The organism is Pseudoalteromonas sp. SCQQ13 (genome assembly GCF_015864415.1).
In the GTDB taxonomy this organism is placed as follows: Bacteria; Pseudomonadota; Gammaproteobacteria; order Enterobacterales; family Alteromonadaceae; genus Pseudoalteromonas; species Pseudoalteromonas nigrifaciens.
Window position 1 is genome coordinate 1 of record NZ_JADYXG010000021.1, and the last position, 17,929, is coordinate 17,929.

Here is a 17,929-nt window from a genome sequence, read left to right on the forward strand (position 1 = left end):
TCTGGCTAGAGAAAATAAAATTAAATATAACGATGATTCAATATGTTAGTAAATCTCTTAACCAGAGTTCAGGTTAATGTAGATAATATGGGGCTACTTTAACAAAAAATGACTTGAAGAAAACCCGAATAAACGCAACACTTATGTGCGTATATGCACATAAGTTTAAGGTGGCACAGTATGGCGGTTAAGTTTGAAGATTGGCAAGATGTTAAAGTGGCTTTTGAGGTTGCACGTTTAGGTACCTTAACTGCGGCGGCAGAGGCGCTTAATGTGCACCATAGTACAGTGCTTAGGCGAATTAATAATCTTGAAAAAAACTTAAACACACGTTTGTTTCATCGCCATGCTCGTGGCTATAAAGCAACAGAAACAGGCGCTAAGCTGTTTAGTACCGCACAAGTGATCGACAGCTCTCTTGAGCAGTTACATAATGATATTGCTGCGGCTGATAGCACACTGCGCGGCAGTTTACTGTTAACCACGGTTAGTGGCTTTATGGATGTGCTTGGCGATGTGTGCGAGCAATTTCAGGCGCTACATCCACAAGTGCAGCTTGAGATGATTTTAGAGCAAAAGCGTTTACGGCTCGATCACGGTCAGGCGCACATTGCCGTACGGGCAGGGCCAAGGCCCGATGAAGGCGACTATATTGCACAGCATTTGGCTCAGCTTAACTCGGGTTTATATGCTAATCGGCGATATATTAATAAATATGGTATGCCTAAATCGCTGAGTGATTTACAGCAACATAACTTTATTTCTGGCGTGGCGGGCTTTAATGCGCGGGTGCCGTATTTTGAATGGGTAGATCAGCATATTGCAGCGCCGCAAATAAAACTGCGTGTGTCAGAAACCTCAGAAGCTACGCGTGCTGTAATTAAAGGCTTAGGAATTGGTGGGTTACAGCACAATGTTGCGGCTCAATACGCTAATTTAGTACCCATTTTATCTAATGAATTAATCTGGTGTACTGATATATGGCTAGTAACGCATCATTTGGTGCATCGTACCGCAAAGGTACAGGCGTTTAGCCAATTGTTAAAAACCTATTTTCAAACCAATAAAGCAAGCTAATGTGGCATTATAAAAACTTAGGTGATGCTATGTTTGCAGATGCAGAGCTGGCTAAAATAAAACAGCTAGCAAAGGCTACCAACGCACCACTTTACGTTAAATATTACGCAAAAAGTGGACTGCATTGTGAAGTGTTACTGTATTTTTCGCCGCACTATCAATCGCTTGCTGCTCTGCTGGGGGCTACTTGCTGTAAAGCCCCTAACTTAGATGAACTGACGGTTTTATAGCTATTTTATAGCGACTTTTTGACTGAAATACCTAAGCGTTTAGCCAAGCGAACTAAGTTTGCACGGTCTACTTTTAAGGTGCGTGCTGCACTTGCCCAGTTATAATTATGTTGCTCAAGCTGCTGACTAATTAAATGATGGGTAAAGGTATCGGTTGCTTGCTTAAGTGATAAATTTTGCTCTGCTATGTTAGTGCTACTGCCAGTGGTGGTGTTTGTGGTACTAGCAGGTAATGATAACTGTGTTGTATTACTCGCACTAAGGTTTAGCTCACAGTGCTCGGGCTTTATGGTAATAATGGCTTGTTGCCATTGGCTTTGTTTGGCCTTTAGTGCTGCGCGGCTAATTACATGCTCTAGCTCCCGTACGTTACCCGGCCACTGATATTGGGTTAACAATAATTGTGCATCGACACTTAACTTAAGTTGTTTTATTGCTAATTTTCGTGCGGTTTGCTCAACAAAAAAACCAGCTAATAAAACCACATCGTTTTCACGCTGGCGTAACGGCGCTACCGTTAGCGGGTAGACACTTAATCTATGGTATAAATCGGCTCTAAAGCGTCCTTCGGCTACTTCTTTTTTTAAATTACGATTAGTAGCAGCAATAACCCGCACATCAACATATTTCACTTCGTCTTCGCCTACTGTTTGTATTTCGCCACTTTGTAATACCCGTAGCAATTTACTTTGTAGTACCAGTGGTAGCTCGCCTATTTCGTCTAAAAATAAAGTACCACCGTGCGCTAGCTGAAACTTACCTTGGCGCGCATGATCCGCCCCAGTAAAAGCGCCTTTAGCATGGCCAAAAAACTCACTTTCGGCGAGATTTTCAGCAAGCGAAGCACAGTTTAAATGAATAAGTGGCTGCTCACTGCGTTTCGAGTGTAAATGAATATTACGTGCAACCAGCTCTTTGCCTACGCCGGTTTCGCCTAAAATTAACACACTAAAATTAGAGGCGGCGACAAGTTTTATATCATTTTTAAGTGCTTGTATTGCTGAGCTCTGACCAATAATTTCGCCGCCATCACGGGTGAGTGCTTCGCGGTTAAGCTCTTGCACTAAGGCGCTAGAATGCTGTGCATGTAATTTGTAATGAGCCAGCTGTAATGCCGTTTTAAAATGTGCGCTGCATAGCGTTTGTAAGGTGCTAAGCGTTTGCGCACTAATAGCGTTAAAGGCATTGGCATTTAGGCTGTCAAACGTAATCACACCTAATAACTGTTGTTGATAAAATAGGGGTAAACCTAAGCAAGCATGTACCGGAATGTCGCCAGTTTTTGCTAGTAGTAAGCCGTCGTACGGATCGGGCAATGGACAGTCATGGGCAAATTGCAGTGGTTGCTGAGTATTACAAATAGCTTCTAAGCGCGGATGCTCACTAAGCTTAAAACGCCGTCCCAGGCTATCTGGCATTAAGCCTTTAATTGCAAGCGGCTTGAGCTGCTCACCTTGTAGCTCAAGCAGTGCGCTGGCATCACTGGCAATCACTGTTTCAAGGACAGTAAGTAATTGCTCAAAACAGTTTTTATCTAATGTGCTTTGAGCCAGCTTTACCGCTACGGCAGTGAAGTTAATTGCGCTACTCATGTCAAAATGACTCTTATGTGTTTTTTTAGTTTGATTTATGGTAGGTCATAAAGACATAAAAAGCAAAGGTGGATAAGTTAGTTCATTGAAATATATATGTTTATTTTATTGGCACGATAAGTGTAATAGGTAGTTAAGTGCATTAGTTGTTGAGGCCGTTATGAACACCTTGGTTATACATAATCCAAGCTACAAAATTGAGACAGCTTGTTTACTGAAAAAACTACTGCTAGTGGCAAACTCATTATTAGCAGCTAGTTGTGCATTACTAATAACCAGTATTTTAATTAGCTACCCTTTTGCCGATTACTTTTCTATACCGGTGCAAATTTCGGCACATATTAGCACTATTGTTATTGCTGCTATTTTAAAAATTAGCTATGTGCTGCGTTGTATCGCACTGCATGGCATGGGGAAGGAAGTTCGTTAATGCGACCTATTAATTTATCTCAGCCGGTACCGGCTAATATTCGCTTTTACCAAATAACGCAGTGGCCAGTATGGATGCTGCCATTTAGACCCTATTTTTTAGCCGCAGGCTTGTTGGCTTTTAGTTCAATAGGCTACTGGTTATTAATTTTAACGGGTAGTGCAACTTGGCAGTTAACAATCCCCGCTACATTATGGCATGCCCACGAAATGTTATTTGGTTTTGCAGGTGTTGTTGCAGTGGGTTTTTTACTTACCGCCGCGCAAACTTGGACTGGAGTACCTAGCATTAGTGGCAAAAAGTTAATGCTATTAACGCTGTTATGGCTTGGGGCGCGAGGCGCATTTTTTGTGTCTTTGCCTGCTTTTGCACAATTTAATTTATATGCGGTGTTAGTGTTACAGCTTGCATGGTGGCTAGGTGTTATTGCAGCATTAGCTAATATGTTATTAACCGCTAAAAGCAAAAATAACTATCAATTTTTAGTGCTATTAGCGGCGCTGTGTACGTTAAATATTGTTTACTTGGCCCTGCTGATTGAACAAAACATGCAGTTTGCGCTCGCCATTGTTGATACAGCAGTATTACTGATGACCTTATTAATTGGCATAGTAGCAGGGCGTGTATTGCCATTTTTTACCAGTAAAGGCCTTGGTTTAACAGCGCAGGTACGTACAGCTAACGTTGACTCAGTATTACTGTATATGAGCGTTTTTAGTATTGCGGTGTTTTTTCTTAGTCAGTTATTTTTTAATCAGCTAAACCCAGGCTGGGCACTTGCTGTTGTTGCTTTGCTGCATTTAATCCGTAGTTTTTATTGGTGGGATAAAAACGTACTTAAAGTTCCTTTGTTATGGTCTTTGCATTTTTCGTACTTGGCACTAGGTGTAGGTTTAATGCTGGTAGCCGTGAGTTTTTACAGCAGTGTTATTTTATTTAAAGATGCATTACACCTCATTACCATAAGTACCATAGGGATGATGATTTTAGCCATGATGACACGCGTATCTCATGGGCATACCGGGCGCTCTTTGACTATTCCACATTATATGGCGGTTGCTTTTGCTTTAGTGTTAGTGGCTGGGATTACTCGTTCTTTACTGCCTTTTGTTATTGGGCCACACCTAGCTTGGCAGCTAAGTGCTGGGCTGTGGCTAATTGCCTTTTTATTATTTTTAATTCACTGCACACCTATTTTAACACAGCGTCGTGTTGATGGGCGTCGTGGTTAACCTATACCTATTTTATTAATTGGGTATTATTCACACGTAGGAAAACCTAGATGTTATCTGATAAAACTATTGAAATTGTTAAAAGTACTGTTCCTTTATTAGCAGAGGCAGGTACGGTTGTTACTGATCATTTTTACAAGCGTTTATTTAGTCATAATCCTGAGCTTAAAAATATTTTTAATATGAGCAACCAAGATACCGGCCGTCAACAATTTGCATTATTTAACGCATTGGCTGCTTATGCACAAAACATTGATAATTTAGAGGTGTTAAAAGCGGCACTTGGGCGTATTAACCATAAACATACTAGTTTAAATATTTTGCCGGAGCACTACCCAATTGTTGGTGCACATTTAATTGGCACGCTGAAAGAGCTTATTCCTGAGCAGTTCACGCCAGATGTTGAATATGCTTGGCGTGAAGCGTATGGCGTACTTGCTGATATTTGTATAACTGAGGAAGCTGCTTTATACGAGCACAGTAAAAATAACTTAGGCGGTTGGGCAGGCACACGTCAGTTTGCAATAACTAATAAGCAGGCTGAGTCAGAGCTGGTAACTAGCTTTACGCTTACGCCAGTTGATGGCGAGGCAGTAATTGCCCATAAACCGGGTCAATATTTAGGTATTAAAGTTAAGCCAGAGGCTAGTGAATATGAAGAGATCCGCCAGTATTCTATTTCGCAAAAAAGTAATGGTAAAAACTACCGTATTAGCGTTAAAAAAGAGTTATTACCAAACCCTGGCATGGTGTCTAACCATTTACACTCACTAGAGCAAGGCGCAATAGTAGAGCTATATCCGCCTGCAGGGGATTTCTTTTTACGAAATAACACCAGCCCTGCTGTGCTTATTTCAGCGGGTGTTGGGCAAACGCCAATGGTAGCAATGTTAGAGACGCTATTAAGCGATACTGCTAATCAAAATATTATGTATTTGCATGCTTGCGAAAATACTCAGCAGCACTCATTTGCTAATTATTTAAATGAACTAAGCACTGTTTACCCGCGCTTACAAACCATGACTTGGTTTAATCAAGGCGATGTAGGAGCTGATTTTACCGGTTTTATGGATTTACACGCAGTACAAGCGCAATTGCCACTGAGCAACGGCGACTTTTACTTGTGTGGACCCGCTAATTTTATGGCCTTTGTGAAAAAACAACTGCTAGAATTAGGCGTTAATAACGGACACATTCATTACGAAATTTTTGGCCCGCATCAAGATCTATAATATTTATAGAATAAAACTCAATTAAAAAAGCGCGCTATTGGGCATTACTTCAATAGCGCGCTTTTTTGTGCCGTTAAATAACCTGAACTCCGGATAATAAACCTATCTCAAGCAGCTATTTTCAGCGCTAACTGCGTTGAATTTACTTGCAATAGGCCAGCTATTGACGCGTAAATTCGCCTTGTTTTCACTGGAAATCTCTGGCTAGAGAAAATAAAGCTAAATATAACTATGATTCAATACGTTAGTAAATCTCTTAACCAGAGTTCAGGTTAAATATTAAACTGGCTCCTAATACCTTTAAATTAAAGCTTTTTGGTATTGGTTTGCGCGGCATACGCTTGTTGTTGCCAAGCATTAAATAACTGCTGTTGTTTATTTGATATTTTTAAGCCGTAAGTTTTTTGCATATAGGCATAGGCGTCGGCTATTTGTTTACGGGCATAAAAAGGAGGCTCTATTACTCGTTGTTTAAAGTTAACTTTAACTTCACAGCGACCGTATTGGGTGGCGCTTTCACTAAGCATTCCAAATCGATAATTAGAACGATCTGCGTTAATTTCACCAATAGCAGGAGCTAAGTTGTTTATATCGGCTTCCATCTTTCTAAACTTAGCACTTACTTTACGGCAGTTTTTACGCCCGCCATCTTGCCAGCATTGTAATTGGTGGCCAAACTCCCAGGCAGGCACAATATGCTCCCATTCTATGCGTAAAGCGCGTGCATTTACGTTACCTGAGCGGGTATGTGTATTGCGTGGCACATAGCCACAGTTAGTGGGGTCAGGAACTAGTTTTTTACCCTGTTTTTTTATATCGCAGCCACAGTAAATACTTTTAGCATTACTAGGGAGGGTTTTAATTAGGTGTCTTTTAGCGGTTGAAAACCGAGTGAATTCTTCAGCCGATAGCGAAAAGCATACAAAAAAAGCCAACAAGGCTAAAATAAATCGAGTCATATCCATCACATACGTGAACTACAGGAGCGGCTAGTTTAATGACTTGAAGCTAAAAGATAAAGTTTACTTAAAGCCATATTTACCGTTCTTTAGTATTTAACCTTAGCTCTGGTTAAGAGATTTACTAACGTATTGAATCATAGTTATATTTAGTTTTATTATCCGGAGCTCAGGTTATCTACTTTAAATTGTTGTTTAAATAAACAAAAGTTGTTACTTAAAGAGTATGATGAAAGCTCATAAGTTTGTGATTTGGATTGCGAATGAAATTTATAGATTATTATGCCGTGCTTGGAGTATCGCCCGATGCAGACGATAAAGCGGTTAAAGTAGCTTATAAAAAGCTAGCTAGAAAATATCATCCAGATGTAAGTAAAGAACCTCAAGCCGAGGAAAAGTTTAAAGAGATAGGTGAAGCTTACGAAGTTATTCACAACAAAGAAGAGCGCGCTAAATACGATGTGTTACGTCGTAATCAACAAAACCGTGCTCAGCAGCAAGCAAATTATGGCGGTAGCTATGGCTCGTCACAAAACCATTATCAGCAAGGTGATCCCCAAGCCGATCAGGAGTTTTCTGATTTTGTAAATTCAATGTTTGGCGGCGCAGGTGGGTTTAACCATGGCGGGCAGGGCAGAACTGGTGGCGCTCGTGCGCAAAAAGGACAAGATGTGGAAATTGAATTCCCGGTATTTCTTGAAGAAACGTTAGTCGATACCGTTAAACCAATTGAGTTTATGCTGCCGCAGCGAGACAGTAGTGGCCGTGTATCTGAAGTTAAAAAATCGCTTAAAGTTAAAATTCCTGCCGGCTCGGTTAATGGCGAACGCATTCGCTTAAAAGGCCAAGGTGGATTAGGTTCGGCAAATGGCCCTAATGGCGATTTGTATTTGCAAATTCGCTTAGTGCCTCATCCATTATTTGACGTTGAGGGGCATGACCTAAACATAGTGGTACCTCTTGCACCATGGGAAGCTGCTTTGGGCACTAAAATAAATTTACCTACATTAGCCGGAAAAATCCAACTAACTATTCCAGCTAATAGTCAATCGGGTCAACGTTTACGCATTAAAGGTAAAGGGTTAATTAGTAAAAAAGCCAAAGGTGACTTATTTGCTGTGATTAAAATTGTTAATCCAGCATTGAGTGATGATGTTAGCAAAAAGCTTTGGCAAGAGCTGGCCGAAAAAGCCCATTTTGACCCCCGTAGCAATTGGAGCAAGTCATAATGAAAATTATCGAGGCACCACAAGGCAATTTACTCACTAGCCAAGAATTGTGTGTGAGTAGTGATATTAGCGAAGCCATATTATATGAATTGGTTGAGCACAGCATTGCTATTCCTATTGAGGGCGAGCGCGTTACAGAATGGCAATTTACGGTATCAACAGTGATCTTAGTTAAAAAGGCTGCGCGTATTCAGCATGACTTATCGTTAGATTGGTCTGCTATTGCTTTGGTTTTACAATTATTGGATGAACGGGATGAGTTGATTGCTGAAAACCAAATGTTAAAGCAGCACTTAAGTCGATTTAAACATTTAGAATAAAAAATAGTGGTTAAATTTTAAATGCGAGTAGCTAGCTATTTTTATGGAGCTAGCTCAGCACTTTTATAATAGTGAGCTTTTGGTGCTTAAATATTTTTTATTCGTGAAATAAGAGTAAGTAAAGCGTCAATAAATGCGTAAAAATAGCCGACTATTCAGATAAAAAAGGTGAATATTGCAGAGTTGATTTGGTATAAGCGTAAAACTGCGTTAAAGTTTACAGCGAACTAATTAGAGGATAAACAGCAGACAATGTCGGAAATTCAATTTTTAAATGTAGACCTAGAGCTTGAGTCAAAGCAAGATATTAGCGTGCTTGTAGCTGACCTAAAAAAAATCGCCACTATTTTACATTATGATAAAGACGAATACCGTCAGTTAGCGCGTATAGAAGTAACAGGCGAAATATCTTCACCGGATAAAGCAATTAACCACTTATGTGAGTTAGTAGAGTCATGCTCGCGGGCTGCACTTAAGCAATGGTTGAGTTGTTCGCGCCGTACCTTTGATATTGGTTTTGAATCGGGCACTTCGCCAAAGTGTTTTAACCAAGCGCTGCACGCCGATACATTATTACGTATATCGGCAATTGGTGCAGGCATGGAAATTACTATTTACCCGCTAGAAAAATAGCGTTAGCCTTTGCGCTCTACAACAGCTGCGGTCATTTTTGATACGCAGCAAAGCTCGCCGCGACTATTCGTTATTTTTATTTCCCATACTGAGCTACGTTTGCCAATATGAAACGCTTTTGCGGTGGCGGTTAAGGTGCCATTACGCGAGGCTTTTAAATGGCTGGCACTGATCTCTTGCCCTACACAATAAAATTTAGTGAAGTCGACCACAAAATTAGCCGCGTAGCTGGCAACACTTTCGGCTAAAACCACGTTTGCTCCGCCATGCACCATGCCTATAGGGTTATGGTGCGCAGGAATTGCTGGCATAGTGGCAACTAAGTAATCATCACCAATTTCAGTTATTTCAATCCCCATGGTTTTCATCAGTGTACCTTGGCCATTTATGCCTTGGTCTAACTGCTTACAAAACGCTAAAGTAATAGGTTGATGCCAAATACTCATTGTTACTCCTTTAAAGGTTGAAAACGATAACCGATAATACGATTTTTCATGGCGATATGATAGCCAAATTAGTGCAGCTACTGCATGGTAATACAGTGCTACTTTTTGCTTTCTACATAGTGCTTAATTTCATCGAGATCTTTTTTTAGCATTTTACGCATCGAACTTTTAAGAAAAAACCCTATCACTGCAGAGATCATTTTTACCCAAATAGACTCAGAGCTATCAGAAAAAGTCATGGTTAAACAGGTGCTAGGTTCGGCGGCGGTAAGTGACAGCTTAGTGGTATAAACTGCCCCGCCATTTTCTGCGCGAGTGCAATAGTATTCATTAGTAACAGCTTCGGTGATCCACATGGTTTCTGAGGCTGCTTTGCCAAAAAGTTTTCGTGTTTCTAACCATCTTAGGCCCACTAGCCCTTGTGGTGGCTTCTCGATTATTTTTACATCAATAATGCCAGACAGCATATTGGCACTGTTTTCGATGTCAGTTATTGCCGCCCATACTTTACGTTTAGGACCGTTAATTATTACCGCTACAGTGATATTCATAACACTCTCCGTTAATTCACATTGATGAAGTTAAGGCCCATTACAAAAACGATAGCTAACTAATTTTTAATAACAGCAACAACTTAGTAGTTATGTAATTAATGTAACGTAAAACTAACACTATCGTGATCTGCGTAATTTTATCTGTAATTTACTTGGTAATTTTAAGCTTAGACCAATGCCACCTTTGGCAGCAAAGGCGAGGAGTAATTTAAATTTGCGATTTTCAGATAACTGTATATACTCACAGTTAAATGTACTGTATGGAAAACCAGTTGTATGCGACCATTAACTAACCGCCAAGCGCAAATACTCGAACTTATTAAAGTGTTTATTAAAGACACTGGTATGCCTCCTACACGCGCAGAAATTGCACAAACATTAGGCTTTAAAAGTGCTAATGCAGCAGAAGAGCATTTAAAAGCGCTGGCTAAAAAAGGCGCTATTAAAATGAAACCAGGCGCTAGCCGTGGTATTCAACTTATTGAAGAAGATGAACCAGAACAACTTGGTTTACCGTTAATAGGCCGTGTAGCTGCCGGCGAACCTATTTTGGCGCAACAACATGTTGAGAGCCATTGTAAAATTGACCCGTTAATGTTTAAACCCGCTGCCGATTTTTTATTGCGTGTAAATGGTATGAGCATGCGAGATATTGGTATTATGGATGGTGATTTACTGGCTGTTCATCGCACTCAAGTTGCCGAAAATGGCCAAGTTATTGTTGCCCGCGTTGATGACGATGTAACGGTAAAACGCTTAGAAAAAGCAGGCAAAAAAGTATTATTGCATGCTGAAAATAAAGAATTTTCGTCGATAGAAGTGGATCTTGAAAACGAATCTTTTAATATTGAAGGCTTAGCTGTTGGGGTTATTCGTAATGCTGACTGGATGTGACAATTAAGCTGTTATAGCTATGTAAAATATCGGCATAATTTAATAGCTCAGATAATTAATGCGCACTTTTTAGTGCGCTTTTTTTTGCCTTTTTTTTGTGAAAATTCCGCTGCAATGAAAAAATTATATTAAGTTTATGTTTTTTATCATTTAAGTATTTAATACTCGTTATCGCTGTCTTTTTATTTGTAACCCTTGCTGTTGCTCACTTCCTGCTTAGAACAAAATTAAATAAATCCCATATTTACGCTAATCCCCTAATATTATTTGATTATTTTTCAAACTAAAACTTGCTAGTTGTTCAATTATTAACTAATTGTTAATGGGCTGGACTAACAATAACTCACAGCTTTAGTTTTGAGAAAATATATTTATATATCCGGCAGCAATACAAAAATAAAAAATAACAAATTGGCATTTAAAGCTTATGTCTTTTTGTTTTGCACTCGCAACAGTATTAAAGGAGCTGTCACATGGGTAAATTGAGCTCTACCTTGTGGCTTATATTGTTTGTTTTTCCGCAGTTAGCATTGGCAAATAGCCAATATAATATGCGCAAAGGCGTAACCGATATAAGTAATAATGTTTATCAACTACACATGACCATATTTTTAATATGCTGTGTAATAGGCGTGATTGTATTTGCCGTTATGTTTTGGGCACTTATTCATCATCGTAAATCTAAAGGAGCAGTTGCTGCTCAATTTCACGAAAGTACCAAAGTAGAAATACTCTGGACAGCAATTCCATTTGTTATTTTAATAGCAATGGCAGTCCCCGCAACTAAAACATTAATAGCGATGGAAGATGCCAGTAAAGCGGATATCACTATTAAAGTAACTGGTTCACAATGGAAATGGCATTACGAATATATGGGGGAAGATGTTGAGTTTTACTCAATACTTGCCACACCGCAAAATGAAATTGCTAACCTAGCCGATAAAAACCCCAACTATTTACTTGAGGTAGATAAGCCTCTGGTATTACCGATCAATAAAAAAGTACGCTTTTTAATGACCTCCGACGATGTTATTCATTCTTGGTGGGTGCCCGATTTTGCTATTAAAAAAGATGCAAACCCGGGGTTTATTAACGAAACGTGGACCAACATAAACGAAGTCGGTATTTATCGCGGTCAGTGTGCTGAGCTATGCGGTAAAGATCATGGCTTTATGCCAGTGGTAGTAGAGGCTAAGTCAGAGGCCGATTTTAAAGTTTGGCTAGCAGATGCTAAACAAGCAAAGCAAAAAGCAGCAGCAGCAGATGCTGCATTACTTGACCAAACACTCCCTAAAGAAGAATTAATGACTTTGGGTGAGCAAGTGTATATGGCCAATTGTGCTGCATGTCATCAGCCCACAGGGTTAGGTTTGCCAGGCGTTTTTCCTGCACTTAAAGGCAGCCCGATAGTGCTTGGCGATATAAAAGACCACATTGATATTGTTATTCACGGAAGCCCCGGCACAGCCATGCAAGCCTTTGCTAAACAGCTCTCTATAAAGCAATTAGCAGCGGTAATTACTTATAAGCGTAATGCATGGGGTAATGATACCGGTGATGTAATTCAACCAAGTGAAATACAGGCAGCACTTGATGCCGATGGGGAGGCGAACTAATGAGTAGCATAGTAGAACAACCTGACATTAATGAAGCTCACCACGCTCATCATCCTGCTAAAGGCTTTAAGCGCTGGTTATATACCACAAATCATAAAGATATAGGTAGCTTGTACTTAATTTTTTCGCTAACTATGTTTTTTATTGGTGGTGCTATGGCTATGGTGATCCGCGCTGAGTTATTTCAGCCAGGATTGCAATTAGTCGATCCTCACTTTTTTAATCAAATGACCACGGTTCATGGGTTGATTATGGTATTTGGTGCCGTTATGCCGGCCTTTACTGGCTTAGCTAACTGGATGGTGCCATTAATGATTGGCGCGCCTGATATGGCCTTACCCCGAATGAATAACTGGAGTTTTTGGATTTTACCATTCGCGTTTTTAATTTTATTATCATCGCTATTAATGCCCGGTGGCGGTCCTGCGTTTGGTTGGACTTTTTATGCGCCGCTGTCCACAACCTACAGTAATGACAATACCGCCATGTTTGTATTTGCTGTGCATATTATGGGTATTAGCTCCATTATGGGGGCAATTAATGTAATTGTAACCATAGTTAACTTGCGTGCCCCAGGCATGACTTGGATGAAGGTCCCTATGTTTGTATGGACTTGGCTGATAACGGCATTTTTATTAATTGCGGTTATGCCGGTACTCGCAGGTGCAGTGACCATGGTGCTCACCGATAAATACTTTGCAACCAGCTTTTTTGATGCAGCTGGTGGCGGTGATCCGGTGATGTTTCAGCACATATTTTGGTTTTTTGGCCACCCCGAAGTATACATAATGATTTTGCCGGCTTTTGGCATTATTTCTACTATAGTTCCTACCTTTTCGCGTAAAAAACTTTTTGGTTATTCCTCCATGGTATATGCCACGGCGTCAATTGCGTTGTTGAGTTTTACAGTGTGGGCGCATCATATGTTTACTACCGGTATGCCGGTGGCTGGCGAGCTATTTTTTATGTACGCGACTATGCTGATATCGGTGCCCACTGGAGTAAAAATATTTAATTGGGTAGCCACTATGTGGCGCGGTTCAATTACGTTTGAAGTCCCCATGCTGTTTAGTATTGCTTTTATTGTGTTGTTTACCTTAGGTGGTTTTTCGGGATTGATGCTGGCCATTACACCGGCTGATTTTCAGTACCATGATACCTACTTTGTAGTGGCACATTTTCATTATGTACTGGTAACGGGAGCGGTGTTTTCTATTATGGCAGGCGCGTATTATTGGCTGCCTAAATGGACTGGCAATATGTATAACATAGCGCTGGCTAAATGGCATTTTTGGTTATCGCTGGTAAGCGTAAATGTATTGTTTTTTCCTATGCACTTTGTAGGGCTTGCAGGCATGCCACGCCGTATACCCGACTATGCGCTACAGTTTGCTGACTTTAACGCCATTATTAGTATTGGCGGCTTTGCCTTTGGATTATCGCAGTTGTTGTTTGTAGCTGTAGTGATTAAATGCGCACGCGGCGGCGACAAGGTTCCTGCAAAAGTGTGGGAAGGCGCAGAAGGACTGGAGTGGGAGGTAGATTCACCTGCTCCGTACCATACATTTTCAACACCACCGGAAATTAAATAATGATACACGCACCGCTACTTAAGCGCTTAGTTGTTATTTGCTTAGCCATGTTCGCATTTGCATTTGCGTTAGTGCCTTTGTATGACGTGTTTTGTGATATTACCGGCATTAACGGTAAGCCATCATTAGAGCAAGCAAAGCAAAGCACGCAAGTAATACAAAATCGCGAAATAAGTGTGAGCTTTACCACGCATGCACAAAGCGGTGCACCCTTTGCTGTGAAGTCTAAAGAGTATAGTGTTGCGGTAAAGCCCGGTGCTATGCGTGAGGTAATGTTTAGCGCCAAAAATAATAGTGACCAAGATAAAGTAATGCAGGCAGTGCCTTCGGTATCACCCGGTAGAGCAGCAAAATACTTACATAAAATAGCGTGTTTTTGTTTTGATCAACAGCCATTAAAAGCAGGTGAAGAACTAGAGTTTACGTTGCTTTTTTATGTTGATACCGCACTACCAAGTGACATTGAAGAGTTAACTTTATCTTATACGGTATTTGATATTAGTGAGCGGCTAGCAGCCAATAACAACTAGCCTAACTAGTGACAACCAGGAGCAAATAAAATGAAGCAAGAATATGAGCATTATTATGTACCAGATCAAAGCCCATGGCCGATTGTTGGCGCAGTAGCATTATTTTTTATTGCAGTAGGTGCAGCTCTAACCGTAATGAGTGCCGGTAAAGAAGGTGACAGTGGCATTTATATTTTGTACGCAGGTATAGCAGTACTGCTGTATATGTTGTTTAGCTGGTTTAAAAACGTGATTGATGAGGCCGGGAAAGGCTTATATTCGGCGCAAATGGATCGCTCTTTTCGACAAGGAATGAGTTGGTTTATTTTTTCTGAAGTAATGTTTTTTATGGCATTTTTTGGCGCACTTTTTTACGCCCGTATGCTTTCTGTGCCTTGGCTTGGTGGTGCCGATAACAATGCCATGACTAACGAAGTGCTTTGGCCTACATTTGAAGCTGTGTGGCCATTAATTACCACGCCAGGGGGCGACACTACCCAAGCTATGGGATGGCAAGGTCTACCGCTGATTAACACCTTAATTTTATTGACCTCATCAGTTACTTTGCATTTTGCCCATGTGGCAATAGAAAGTGATAAACGCGGCCAGTTAAAAGTGTTTTTAGGACTGACTATTTTATTGGGTGCAATTTTTTTAGGCCTACAAGTAGAAGAATATATTCATGCGTATAACGATTTAAACTTAACATTAGATGCCGGTATTTATGGCAGCACGTTCTTTTTACTTACGGGTTTTCATGGCATGCATGTGACCTTAGGAACTATTATTTTATTGGTAGTATTTTTACGAATTTTAAAAGGACACTTTACTAAAGATAAGCACTTTGCTTTTCAAGCGGCGGCTTGGTACTGGCATTTTGTTGATGTAGTTTGGTTATGCTTATTTATATTTGTGTATGTGCTGTAGTTATTAAAGGGGCGTTATTGCCGCTAATAAAGCCAAGTTTTAGTGCGGCAATAACAACTATTAATACCACCACAGAAAATAATACGCGACGACCTAAAAAGTGAGACATAGGTCGTCCTTGGGTTTTTCCAGAGACCATAATAAATAAAGCGCGAAACAAGTTAAAAAGTATAAATAATAACAACAATACAATAAAAATTTTAATCATCACTAGGTTGACCCTTTATGCAGTTAATTAGATGGCGTGAACAAAAGTTTAGCTCAATAATCACCATTTGTATGGTAGTGATTGTAGTTTTGGTGTGTGTGCGTTTAGGTTTTTGGCAGTTAGAACGTGCGACACACAAACAACAGCAGTTAGCTTCTATTGCAACGCTGCAAACGCACGGTGTAATGAGCTGGCAGCAAATGCTTAAACTACCTAGTAACTGGAATAAAACAGGATTGTTAGTTGAGTTAACAGGGCATTTTATTAACGGTGAATATTGGCTTTTAGACAACCAAGTTTATAACGGGCAGGTGGGTTATGACTTACTGGCACTGTTAAAGCCAAATAACGAAACACATGCCATTTTGGTTAATTTAGGCTGGATAAAAGCTCCCCTATCGCGCGATACATTACCTAAAGTAACCCTACCTAAACACGCTTTTACGCTTACTGCTCAAATAAAAGAAAATAACCTTACTGCTTTTAGCCTCGAGAGTAAAACCAATAACATTGATTTACCAAAGCGAGTGCAAACAATTGAATTAAATAAGTTGAGCGAAGAAAGCCAGCAATTATTAGTTAATTTTATGGCGTATCGCCAAGGTAGCGGCGATGCAATAGGTATACCTCACTATACCGCGGTTGTTATGAGCCCACAAAAACACCACGCTTATGCGGTGCAATGGTTTTTAATTGCGCTGGCGTGCGTTTTAGTGGCTATTTTTGCAAGTAAAAAAAGGACACATAATGAAAAATAACCCCCTTTTACTGTTTGTCATTTGCTGCGCTATTCCGCTAATTTTAGCGTACAGCGCGCTTAAATTAGATTGGTTACCTACCGCCATTACTAACAATGGTGAGTTTTTACAGCAACAGGTTAAATATGAAAATTGGCCGCAAAACAATCATAAGCAATGGACTATTGCCCTAAATTACTCCAATGGATGTACTACGCCTTGTAGTGAGCAATTAGCCGCACTAAATAATTTATACATAGCGCTAGGCAAAAACCAGAATAAAGTAGATGTCGCCGTGATAGGCGAAGTAAAAGCTGCCAACTCCCCGTGGAAAAGTATAGATGCGCAACCAAACTTACAACCGGCTAGTTTGTATTTAATCGACCATATGGGGCTTGTAGTGCTTGAGTATCCATTTAAAACACAGCCACAGGAAAATAGATTAGTACAAAAAGGACTATTAAAAGATCTAAAAAAATTACTGAGTTATTCTCGTTCGAGCTAAGTAGGAAGATGCCATGTATAAAAATTATAAAAACTGGGTATTAATAACGGGCTTATTGGCTTTGATAGTAGTGGCGTTGGGTGCTTATACTCGCTTAAGTGATGCCGGGTTGGGTTGCCCAGATTGGCCAGGATGTTATGGTTTTTTAACTGTACCCAAACATGAAGCCGATATAGCGCAAGCAGCACAAAGTTATCCCGATATGATGTTTGAAACCGCTAAAGCATGGAAAGAAATGATTCATCGCTACTTTGCCGGTACGCTAGGCTTGCTCATATTAGCCTTATTTGTATATGCTTTTTTAAAACGTCAATCGCCAACAACGCCAGTTAAATTACCATTACTACTGTTATTGTTAGTGATATTTCAGGCTGCATTAGGTATGTGGACGGTTACGATGAATTTACAGCCGTTAATAGTGATGGGCCACTTACTTGGTGGCTTTAGTATTTTAGCGCTGCTCACTTTATTATATTTACGATTAAACGCCAAGCCAATAATGGGGGGAGATGCAGGTGCAAGACGCTACTTTGGTTTAAGCCTAGTGGCGCTTAGCGTACTAATTATACAAATAGCATTAGGAGGTTGGTTGGCTGCAAATTACGCTGCTCCGCATTGTAATGGCTTGCCTTTATGTAGTAATGCCCAGCCATTTTCGCTTAGTAGTGTGTTTCAGCTCCCGCTTGAGCATGGTAACTACGAGTTTGGCGTCCTGTCGCAGCAAGCACGTATGTCGATTCATTTATTACACCGTATTTGGGCATTAGTTACTTGCATAGTATTGGCATTAATTATGTGGCGAATATACAGCCGTGCCTACTCGCAAAAAATAAAAAGCTGCGCCGTTAGCGTGTTAGTTGTCTTATTTTGCCAAATTGCTTTAGGCCTCGCAGTGGTGCATTGGCATATTCCGTTAAGTATGGCACTGGCACATAACTTAATGGCTGCCATACTGTTATTAACTTTAATTAGATTATGCTATTACCTCAAAGCACGAACTTAAAAGC

General features: G+C 40.3%; 21 protein-coding genes. 16 read left to right on the top strand and 5 right to left on the bottom strand.

Annotated features, from left to right (window positions below; translation table 11 throughout):
• The first annotated feature begins 180 nt into the window (after positions 1–180).
• Together I6F41_RS14965 and I6F41_RS14970 are read left to right on the top strand one after the other, a co-directional pair.
• On the top strand, positions 181–1,077 hold the full coding sequence (locus tag I6F41_RS14965; RefSeq protein WP_089368868.1) for a LysR family transcriptional regulator: 897 nt from the start codon (positions 181–183) through the stop codon (positions 1,075–1,077).
• A complete protein-coding gene (locus tag I6F41_RS14970) occupies positions 1,077–1,307 on the top strand; it encodes a hypothetical protein (RefSeq protein ID WP_089368867.1) in 231 nt (76 codons plus the stop codon). The genes I6F41_RS14965 and I6F41_RS14970 overlap by 1 nt, the downstream gene beginning before the upstream one ends.
• Before the next feature lie 5 nt (positions 1,308–1,312).
• Here the strand turns inward: I6F41_RS14970 and norR are convergent, their stop codons facing one another.
• Positions 1,313–2,899, bottom strand: a complete 1,587-nt coding sequence (gene norR, locus I6F41_RS14975) for a nitric oxide reductase transcriptional regulator NorR (RefSeq protein WP_089368866.1) — start codon at positions 2,897–2,899, stop codon at positions 1,313–1,315.
• A gap of 160 nt (positions 2,900–3,059) precedes the next feature.
• On the opposite strand from norR, the gene I6F41_RS14980 reads away from it, so the two are divergent.
• From I6F41_RS14980 to hmpA, 3 genes are read left to right on the top strand one after another with little or no spacing between them, the layout of a single operon-like run.
• Entirely contained in the window at positions 3,060–3,329 is a 270-nt protein-coding gene (locus I6F41_RS14980; protein ID WP_011329510.1) for a hypothetical protein, read from the top strand.
• Complete coding sequence (locus I6F41_RS14985) at positions 3,329–4,561, top strand: NnrS family protein (RefSeq protein WP_197108720.1); 1,233 nt, start codon at positions 3,329–3,331, stop codon at positions 4,559–4,561. The genes I6F41_RS14980 and I6F41_RS14985 overlap by 1 nt, the downstream gene beginning before the upstream one ends.
• A 50-nt stretch (positions 4,562–4,611) precedes the next feature.
• The gene (hmpA, locus tag I6F41_RS14990) at positions 4,612–5,793 is read left to right on the top strand and encodes an NO-inducible flavohemoprotein (RefSeq protein WP_179807954.1); all 1,182 of its coding nucleotides are present in this window, start codon (positions 4,612–4,614) and stop codon (positions 5,791–5,793) included.
• A gap of 305 nt (positions 5,794–6,098) precedes the next feature.
• On the opposite strand, the gene I6F41_RS14995 is transcribed toward hmpA, so the two are convergent.
• Entirely contained in the window at positions 6,099–6,752 is a 654-nt protein-coding gene (locus I6F41_RS14995; RefSeq protein WP_011329507.1) for an endonuclease, read from the bottom strand.
• 263 nt (positions 6,753–7,015) lie between these two features.
• Between I6F41_RS14995 and I6F41_RS15000 the strand changes: the two genes are divergently transcribed.
• The 3 genes from I6F41_RS15000 to I6F41_RS15010 all read left to right on the top strand — a co-directional run bounded on the left by I6F41_RS15000 (position 7,016) and on the right by I6F41_RS15010 (position 8,934).
• On the top strand, positions 7,016–7,981 hold the full coding sequence (locus I6F41_RS15000; protein WP_089368862.1) for a DnaJ C-terminal domain-containing protein: 966 nt from the start codon (positions 7,016–7,018) through the stop codon (positions 7,979–7,981).
• A complete protein-coding gene (locus I6F41_RS15005) occupies positions 7,981–8,301 on the top strand; it encodes a chaperone modulator CbpM (RefSeq protein WP_011329505.1) in 321 nt (106 codons plus the stop codon). The genes I6F41_RS15000 and I6F41_RS15005 overlap by 1 nt, the downstream gene beginning before the upstream one ends.
• A gap of 252 nt (positions 8,302–8,553) precedes the next feature.
• The gene (locus tag I6F41_RS15010) at positions 8,554–8,934 is read left to right on the top strand and encodes a hypothetical protein (RefSeq protein ID WP_011329504.1); all 381 of its coding nucleotides are present in this window, start codon (positions 8,554–8,556) and stop codon (positions 8,932–8,934) included.
• A gap of 2 nt (positions 8,935–8,936) precedes the next feature.
• Here the strand turns inward: I6F41_RS15010 and I6F41_RS15015 are convergent, their stop codons facing one another.
• Both I6F41_RS15015 and I6F41_RS15020 read right to left on the bottom strand, forming a co-directional pair.
• Positions 8,937–9,380, bottom strand: a complete 444-nt coding sequence (locus tag I6F41_RS15015) for a PaaI family thioesterase (RefSeq protein WP_011329503.1) — start codon at positions 9,378–9,380, stop codon at positions 8,937–8,939.
• A 98-nt stretch (positions 9,381–9,478) separates the two neighbouring features.
• Complete coding sequence (locus I6F41_RS15020; protein WP_182684484.1) at positions 9,479–9,931, bottom strand: SRPBCC family protein; 453 nt, start codon at positions 9,929–9,931, stop codon at positions 9,479–9,481.
• 279 nt (positions 9,932–10,210) lie between these two features.
• Between I6F41_RS15020 and lexA the strand changes: the two genes are divergently transcribed.
• The 5 genes from lexA (at position 10,211) to I6F41_RS15045 (ending at position 15,472) form a co-directional block, all read left to right on the top strand.
• Positions 10,211–10,828, top strand: coding sequence for a transcriptional repressor LexA (gene lexA / locus I6F41_RS15025; RefSeq protein ID WP_041454613.1), 618 nt, complete (start codon positions 10,211–10,213; stop codon positions 10,826–10,828).
• Positions 10,829–11,301: 473 nt separating this feature from the next.
• Positions 11,302–12,444, top strand: a complete 1,143-nt coding sequence (coxB, locus tag I6F41_RS15030; RefSeq protein ID WP_011329500.1) for a cytochrome c oxidase subunit II — start codon at positions 11,302–11,304, stop codon at positions 12,442–12,444.
• Positions 12,444–14,036: a cytochrome c oxidase subunit I gene (ctaD, locus tag I6F41_RS15035; protein ID WP_011329499.1), complete on the top strand. Its 1,593-nt coding sequence runs from the start codon at positions 12,444–12,446 to the stop codon at positions 14,034–14,036. Before coxB ends, ctaD begins: the two co-directional genes overlap by 1 nt.
• Positions 14,036–14,566 carry a cytochrome c oxidase assembly protein gene (locus I6F41_RS15040; RefSeq protein ID WP_086997121.1) on the top strand — a complete coding sequence of 177 codons (531 nt, stop codon included), beginning with the start codon at positions 14,036–14,038 and terminating at the stop codon, positions 14,564–14,566. Before ctaD ends, I6F41_RS15040 begins: the two co-directional genes overlap by 1 nt.
• A gap of 30 nt (positions 14,567–14,596) precedes the next feature.
• Entirely contained in the window at positions 14,597–15,472 is an 876-nt protein-coding gene (locus I6F41_RS15045; RefSeq protein WP_182684483.1) for a cytochrome c oxidase subunit 3, read from the top strand.
• On the opposite strand, the gene I6F41_RS15050 is transcribed toward I6F41_RS15045, so the two are convergent.
• Positions 15,450–15,680: a DUF2909 family protein gene (locus I6F41_RS15050; RefSeq protein WP_050754475.1), complete on the bottom strand. Its 231-nt coding sequence runs from the start codon at positions 15,678–15,680 to the stop codon at positions 15,450–15,452. The genes I6F41_RS15045 and I6F41_RS15050 overlap by 23 nt on opposite strands.
• A 17-nt stretch (positions 15,681–15,697) precedes the next feature.
• Between I6F41_RS15050 and I6F41_RS15055 the strand changes: the two genes are divergently transcribed.
• From I6F41_RS15055 to I6F41_RS15065, 3 genes are read left to right on the top strand one after another with little or no spacing between them, the layout of a single operon-like run.
• Positions 15,698–16,438, top strand: coding sequence for an SURF1 family protein (locus tag I6F41_RS15055; protein ID WP_182684482.1), 741 nt, complete (start codon positions 15,698–15,700; stop codon positions 16,436–16,438).
• Positions 16,428–16,922, top strand: coding sequence for a transmembrane cytochrome oxidase associated protein (locus I6F41_RS15060; RefSeq protein WP_086997112.1), 495 nt, complete (start codon positions 16,428–16,430; stop codon positions 16,920–16,922). Before I6F41_RS15055 ends, I6F41_RS15060 begins: the two co-directional genes overlap by 11 nt.
• A gap of 13 nt (positions 16,923–16,935) precedes the next feature.
• The gene (locus I6F41_RS15065; RefSeq protein WP_089368859.1) at positions 16,936–17,925 is read left to right on the top strand and encodes a COX15/CtaA family protein; all 990 of its coding nucleotides are present in this window, start codon (positions 16,936–16,938) and stop codon (positions 17,923–17,925) included.
• The last annotated feature ends 4 nt before the right edge of the window (positions 17,926–17,929 follow it).

What these genes read in the sequence shown, in the direction of transcription:
- I6F41_RS15010 (WP_011329504.1), top strand. Translation starts at nt 8,554, where the DNA reads ATGTCGGAAATTCAATTTTTAAATGTAGACCTAGAGCTTGAGTCAAAG.
- I6F41_RS15040 (WP_086997121.1), top strand. Translation starts at nt 14,036, where the DNA reads ATGATACACGCACCGCTACTTAAGCGCTTAGTTGTTATTTGCTTAGCC.
- I6F41_RS15005 (WP_011329505.1), top strand. Translation starts at nt 7,981, where the DNA reads ATGAAAATTATCGAGGCACCACAAGGCAATTTACTCACTAGCCAAGAA.
- I6F41_RS15060 (WP_086997112.1), top strand. Translation starts at nt 16,428, where the DNA reads ATGAAAAATAACCCCCTTTTACTGTTTGTCATTTGCTGCGCTATTCCG.
- I6F41_RS15045 (WP_182684483.1), top strand. Translation starts at nt 14,597, where the DNA reads ATGAAGCAAGAATATGAGCATTATTATGTACCAGATCAAAGCCCATGG.
- I6F41_RS14970 (WP_089368867.1), top strand. Translation starts at nt 1,077, where the DNA reads ATGTGGCATTATAAAAACTTAGGTGATGCTATGTTTGCAGATGCAGAG.
- lexA (WP_041454613.1), top strand. Translation starts at nt 10,211, where the DNA reads ATGCGACCATTAACTAACCGCCAAGCGCAAATACTCGAACTTATTAAA.
- coxB (WP_011329500.1), top strand. Translation starts at nt 11,302, where the DNA reads ATGGGTAAATTGAGCTCTACCTTGTGGCTTATATTGTTTGTTTTTCCG.
- I6F41_RS14985 (WP_197108720.1), top strand. Translation starts at nt 3,329, where the DNA reads ATGCGACCTATTAATTTATCTCAGCCGGTACCGGCTAATATTCGCTTT.
- I6F41_RS14965 (WP_089368868.1), top strand. Translation starts at nt 181, where the DNA reads ATGGCGGTTAAGTTTGAAGATTGGCAAGATGTTAAAGTGGCTTTTGAG.
- I6F41_RS14995 (WP_011329507.1), bottom strand. Translation starts at nt 6,752, where the DNA reads ATGACTCGATTTATTTTAGCCTTGTTGGCTTTTTTTGTATGCTTTTCG.
- I6F41_RS15015 (WP_011329503.1), bottom strand. Translation starts at nt 9,380, where the DNA reads ATGAGTATTTGGCATCAACCTATTACTTTAGCGTTTTGTAAGCAGTTA.
- I6F41_RS15050 (WP_050754475.1), bottom strand. Translation starts at nt 15,680, where the DNA reads ATGATTAAAATTTTTATTGTATTGTTGTTATTATTTATACTTTTTAAC.
- I6F41_RS14980 (WP_011329510.1), top strand. Translation starts at nt 3,060, where the DNA reads ATGAACACCTTGGTTATACATAATCCAAGCTACAAAATTGAGACAGCT.
- I6F41_RS15055 (WP_182684482.1), top strand. Translation starts at nt 15,698, where the DNA reads ATGCAGTTAATTAGATGGCGTGAACAAAAGTTTAGCTCAATAATCACC.
- I6F41_RS15065 (WP_089368859.1), top strand. Translation starts at nt 16,936, where the DNA reads ATGTATAAAAATTATAAAAACTGGGTATTAATAACGGGCTTATTGGCT.
- I6F41_RS15000 (WP_089368862.1), top strand. Translation starts at nt 7,016, where the DNA reads ATGAAATTTATAGATTATTATGCCGTGCTTGGAGTATCGCCCGATGCA.
- ctaD (WP_011329499.1), top strand. Translation starts at nt 12,444, where the DNA reads ATGAGTAGCATAGTAGAACAACCTGACATTAATGAAGCTCACCACGCT.
- hmpA (WP_179807954.1), top strand. Translation starts at nt 4,612, where the DNA reads ATGTTATCTGATAAAACTATTGAAATTGTTAAAAGTACTGTTCCTTTA.
- I6F41_RS15020 (WP_182684484.1), bottom strand. Translation starts at nt 9,931, where the DNA reads ATGAATATCACTGTAGCGGTAATAATTAACGGTCCTAAACGTAAAGTA.
- norR (WP_089368866.1), bottom strand. Translation starts at nt 2,899, where the DNA reads ATGAGTAGCGCAATTAACTTCACTGCCGTAGCGGTAAAGCTGGCTCAA.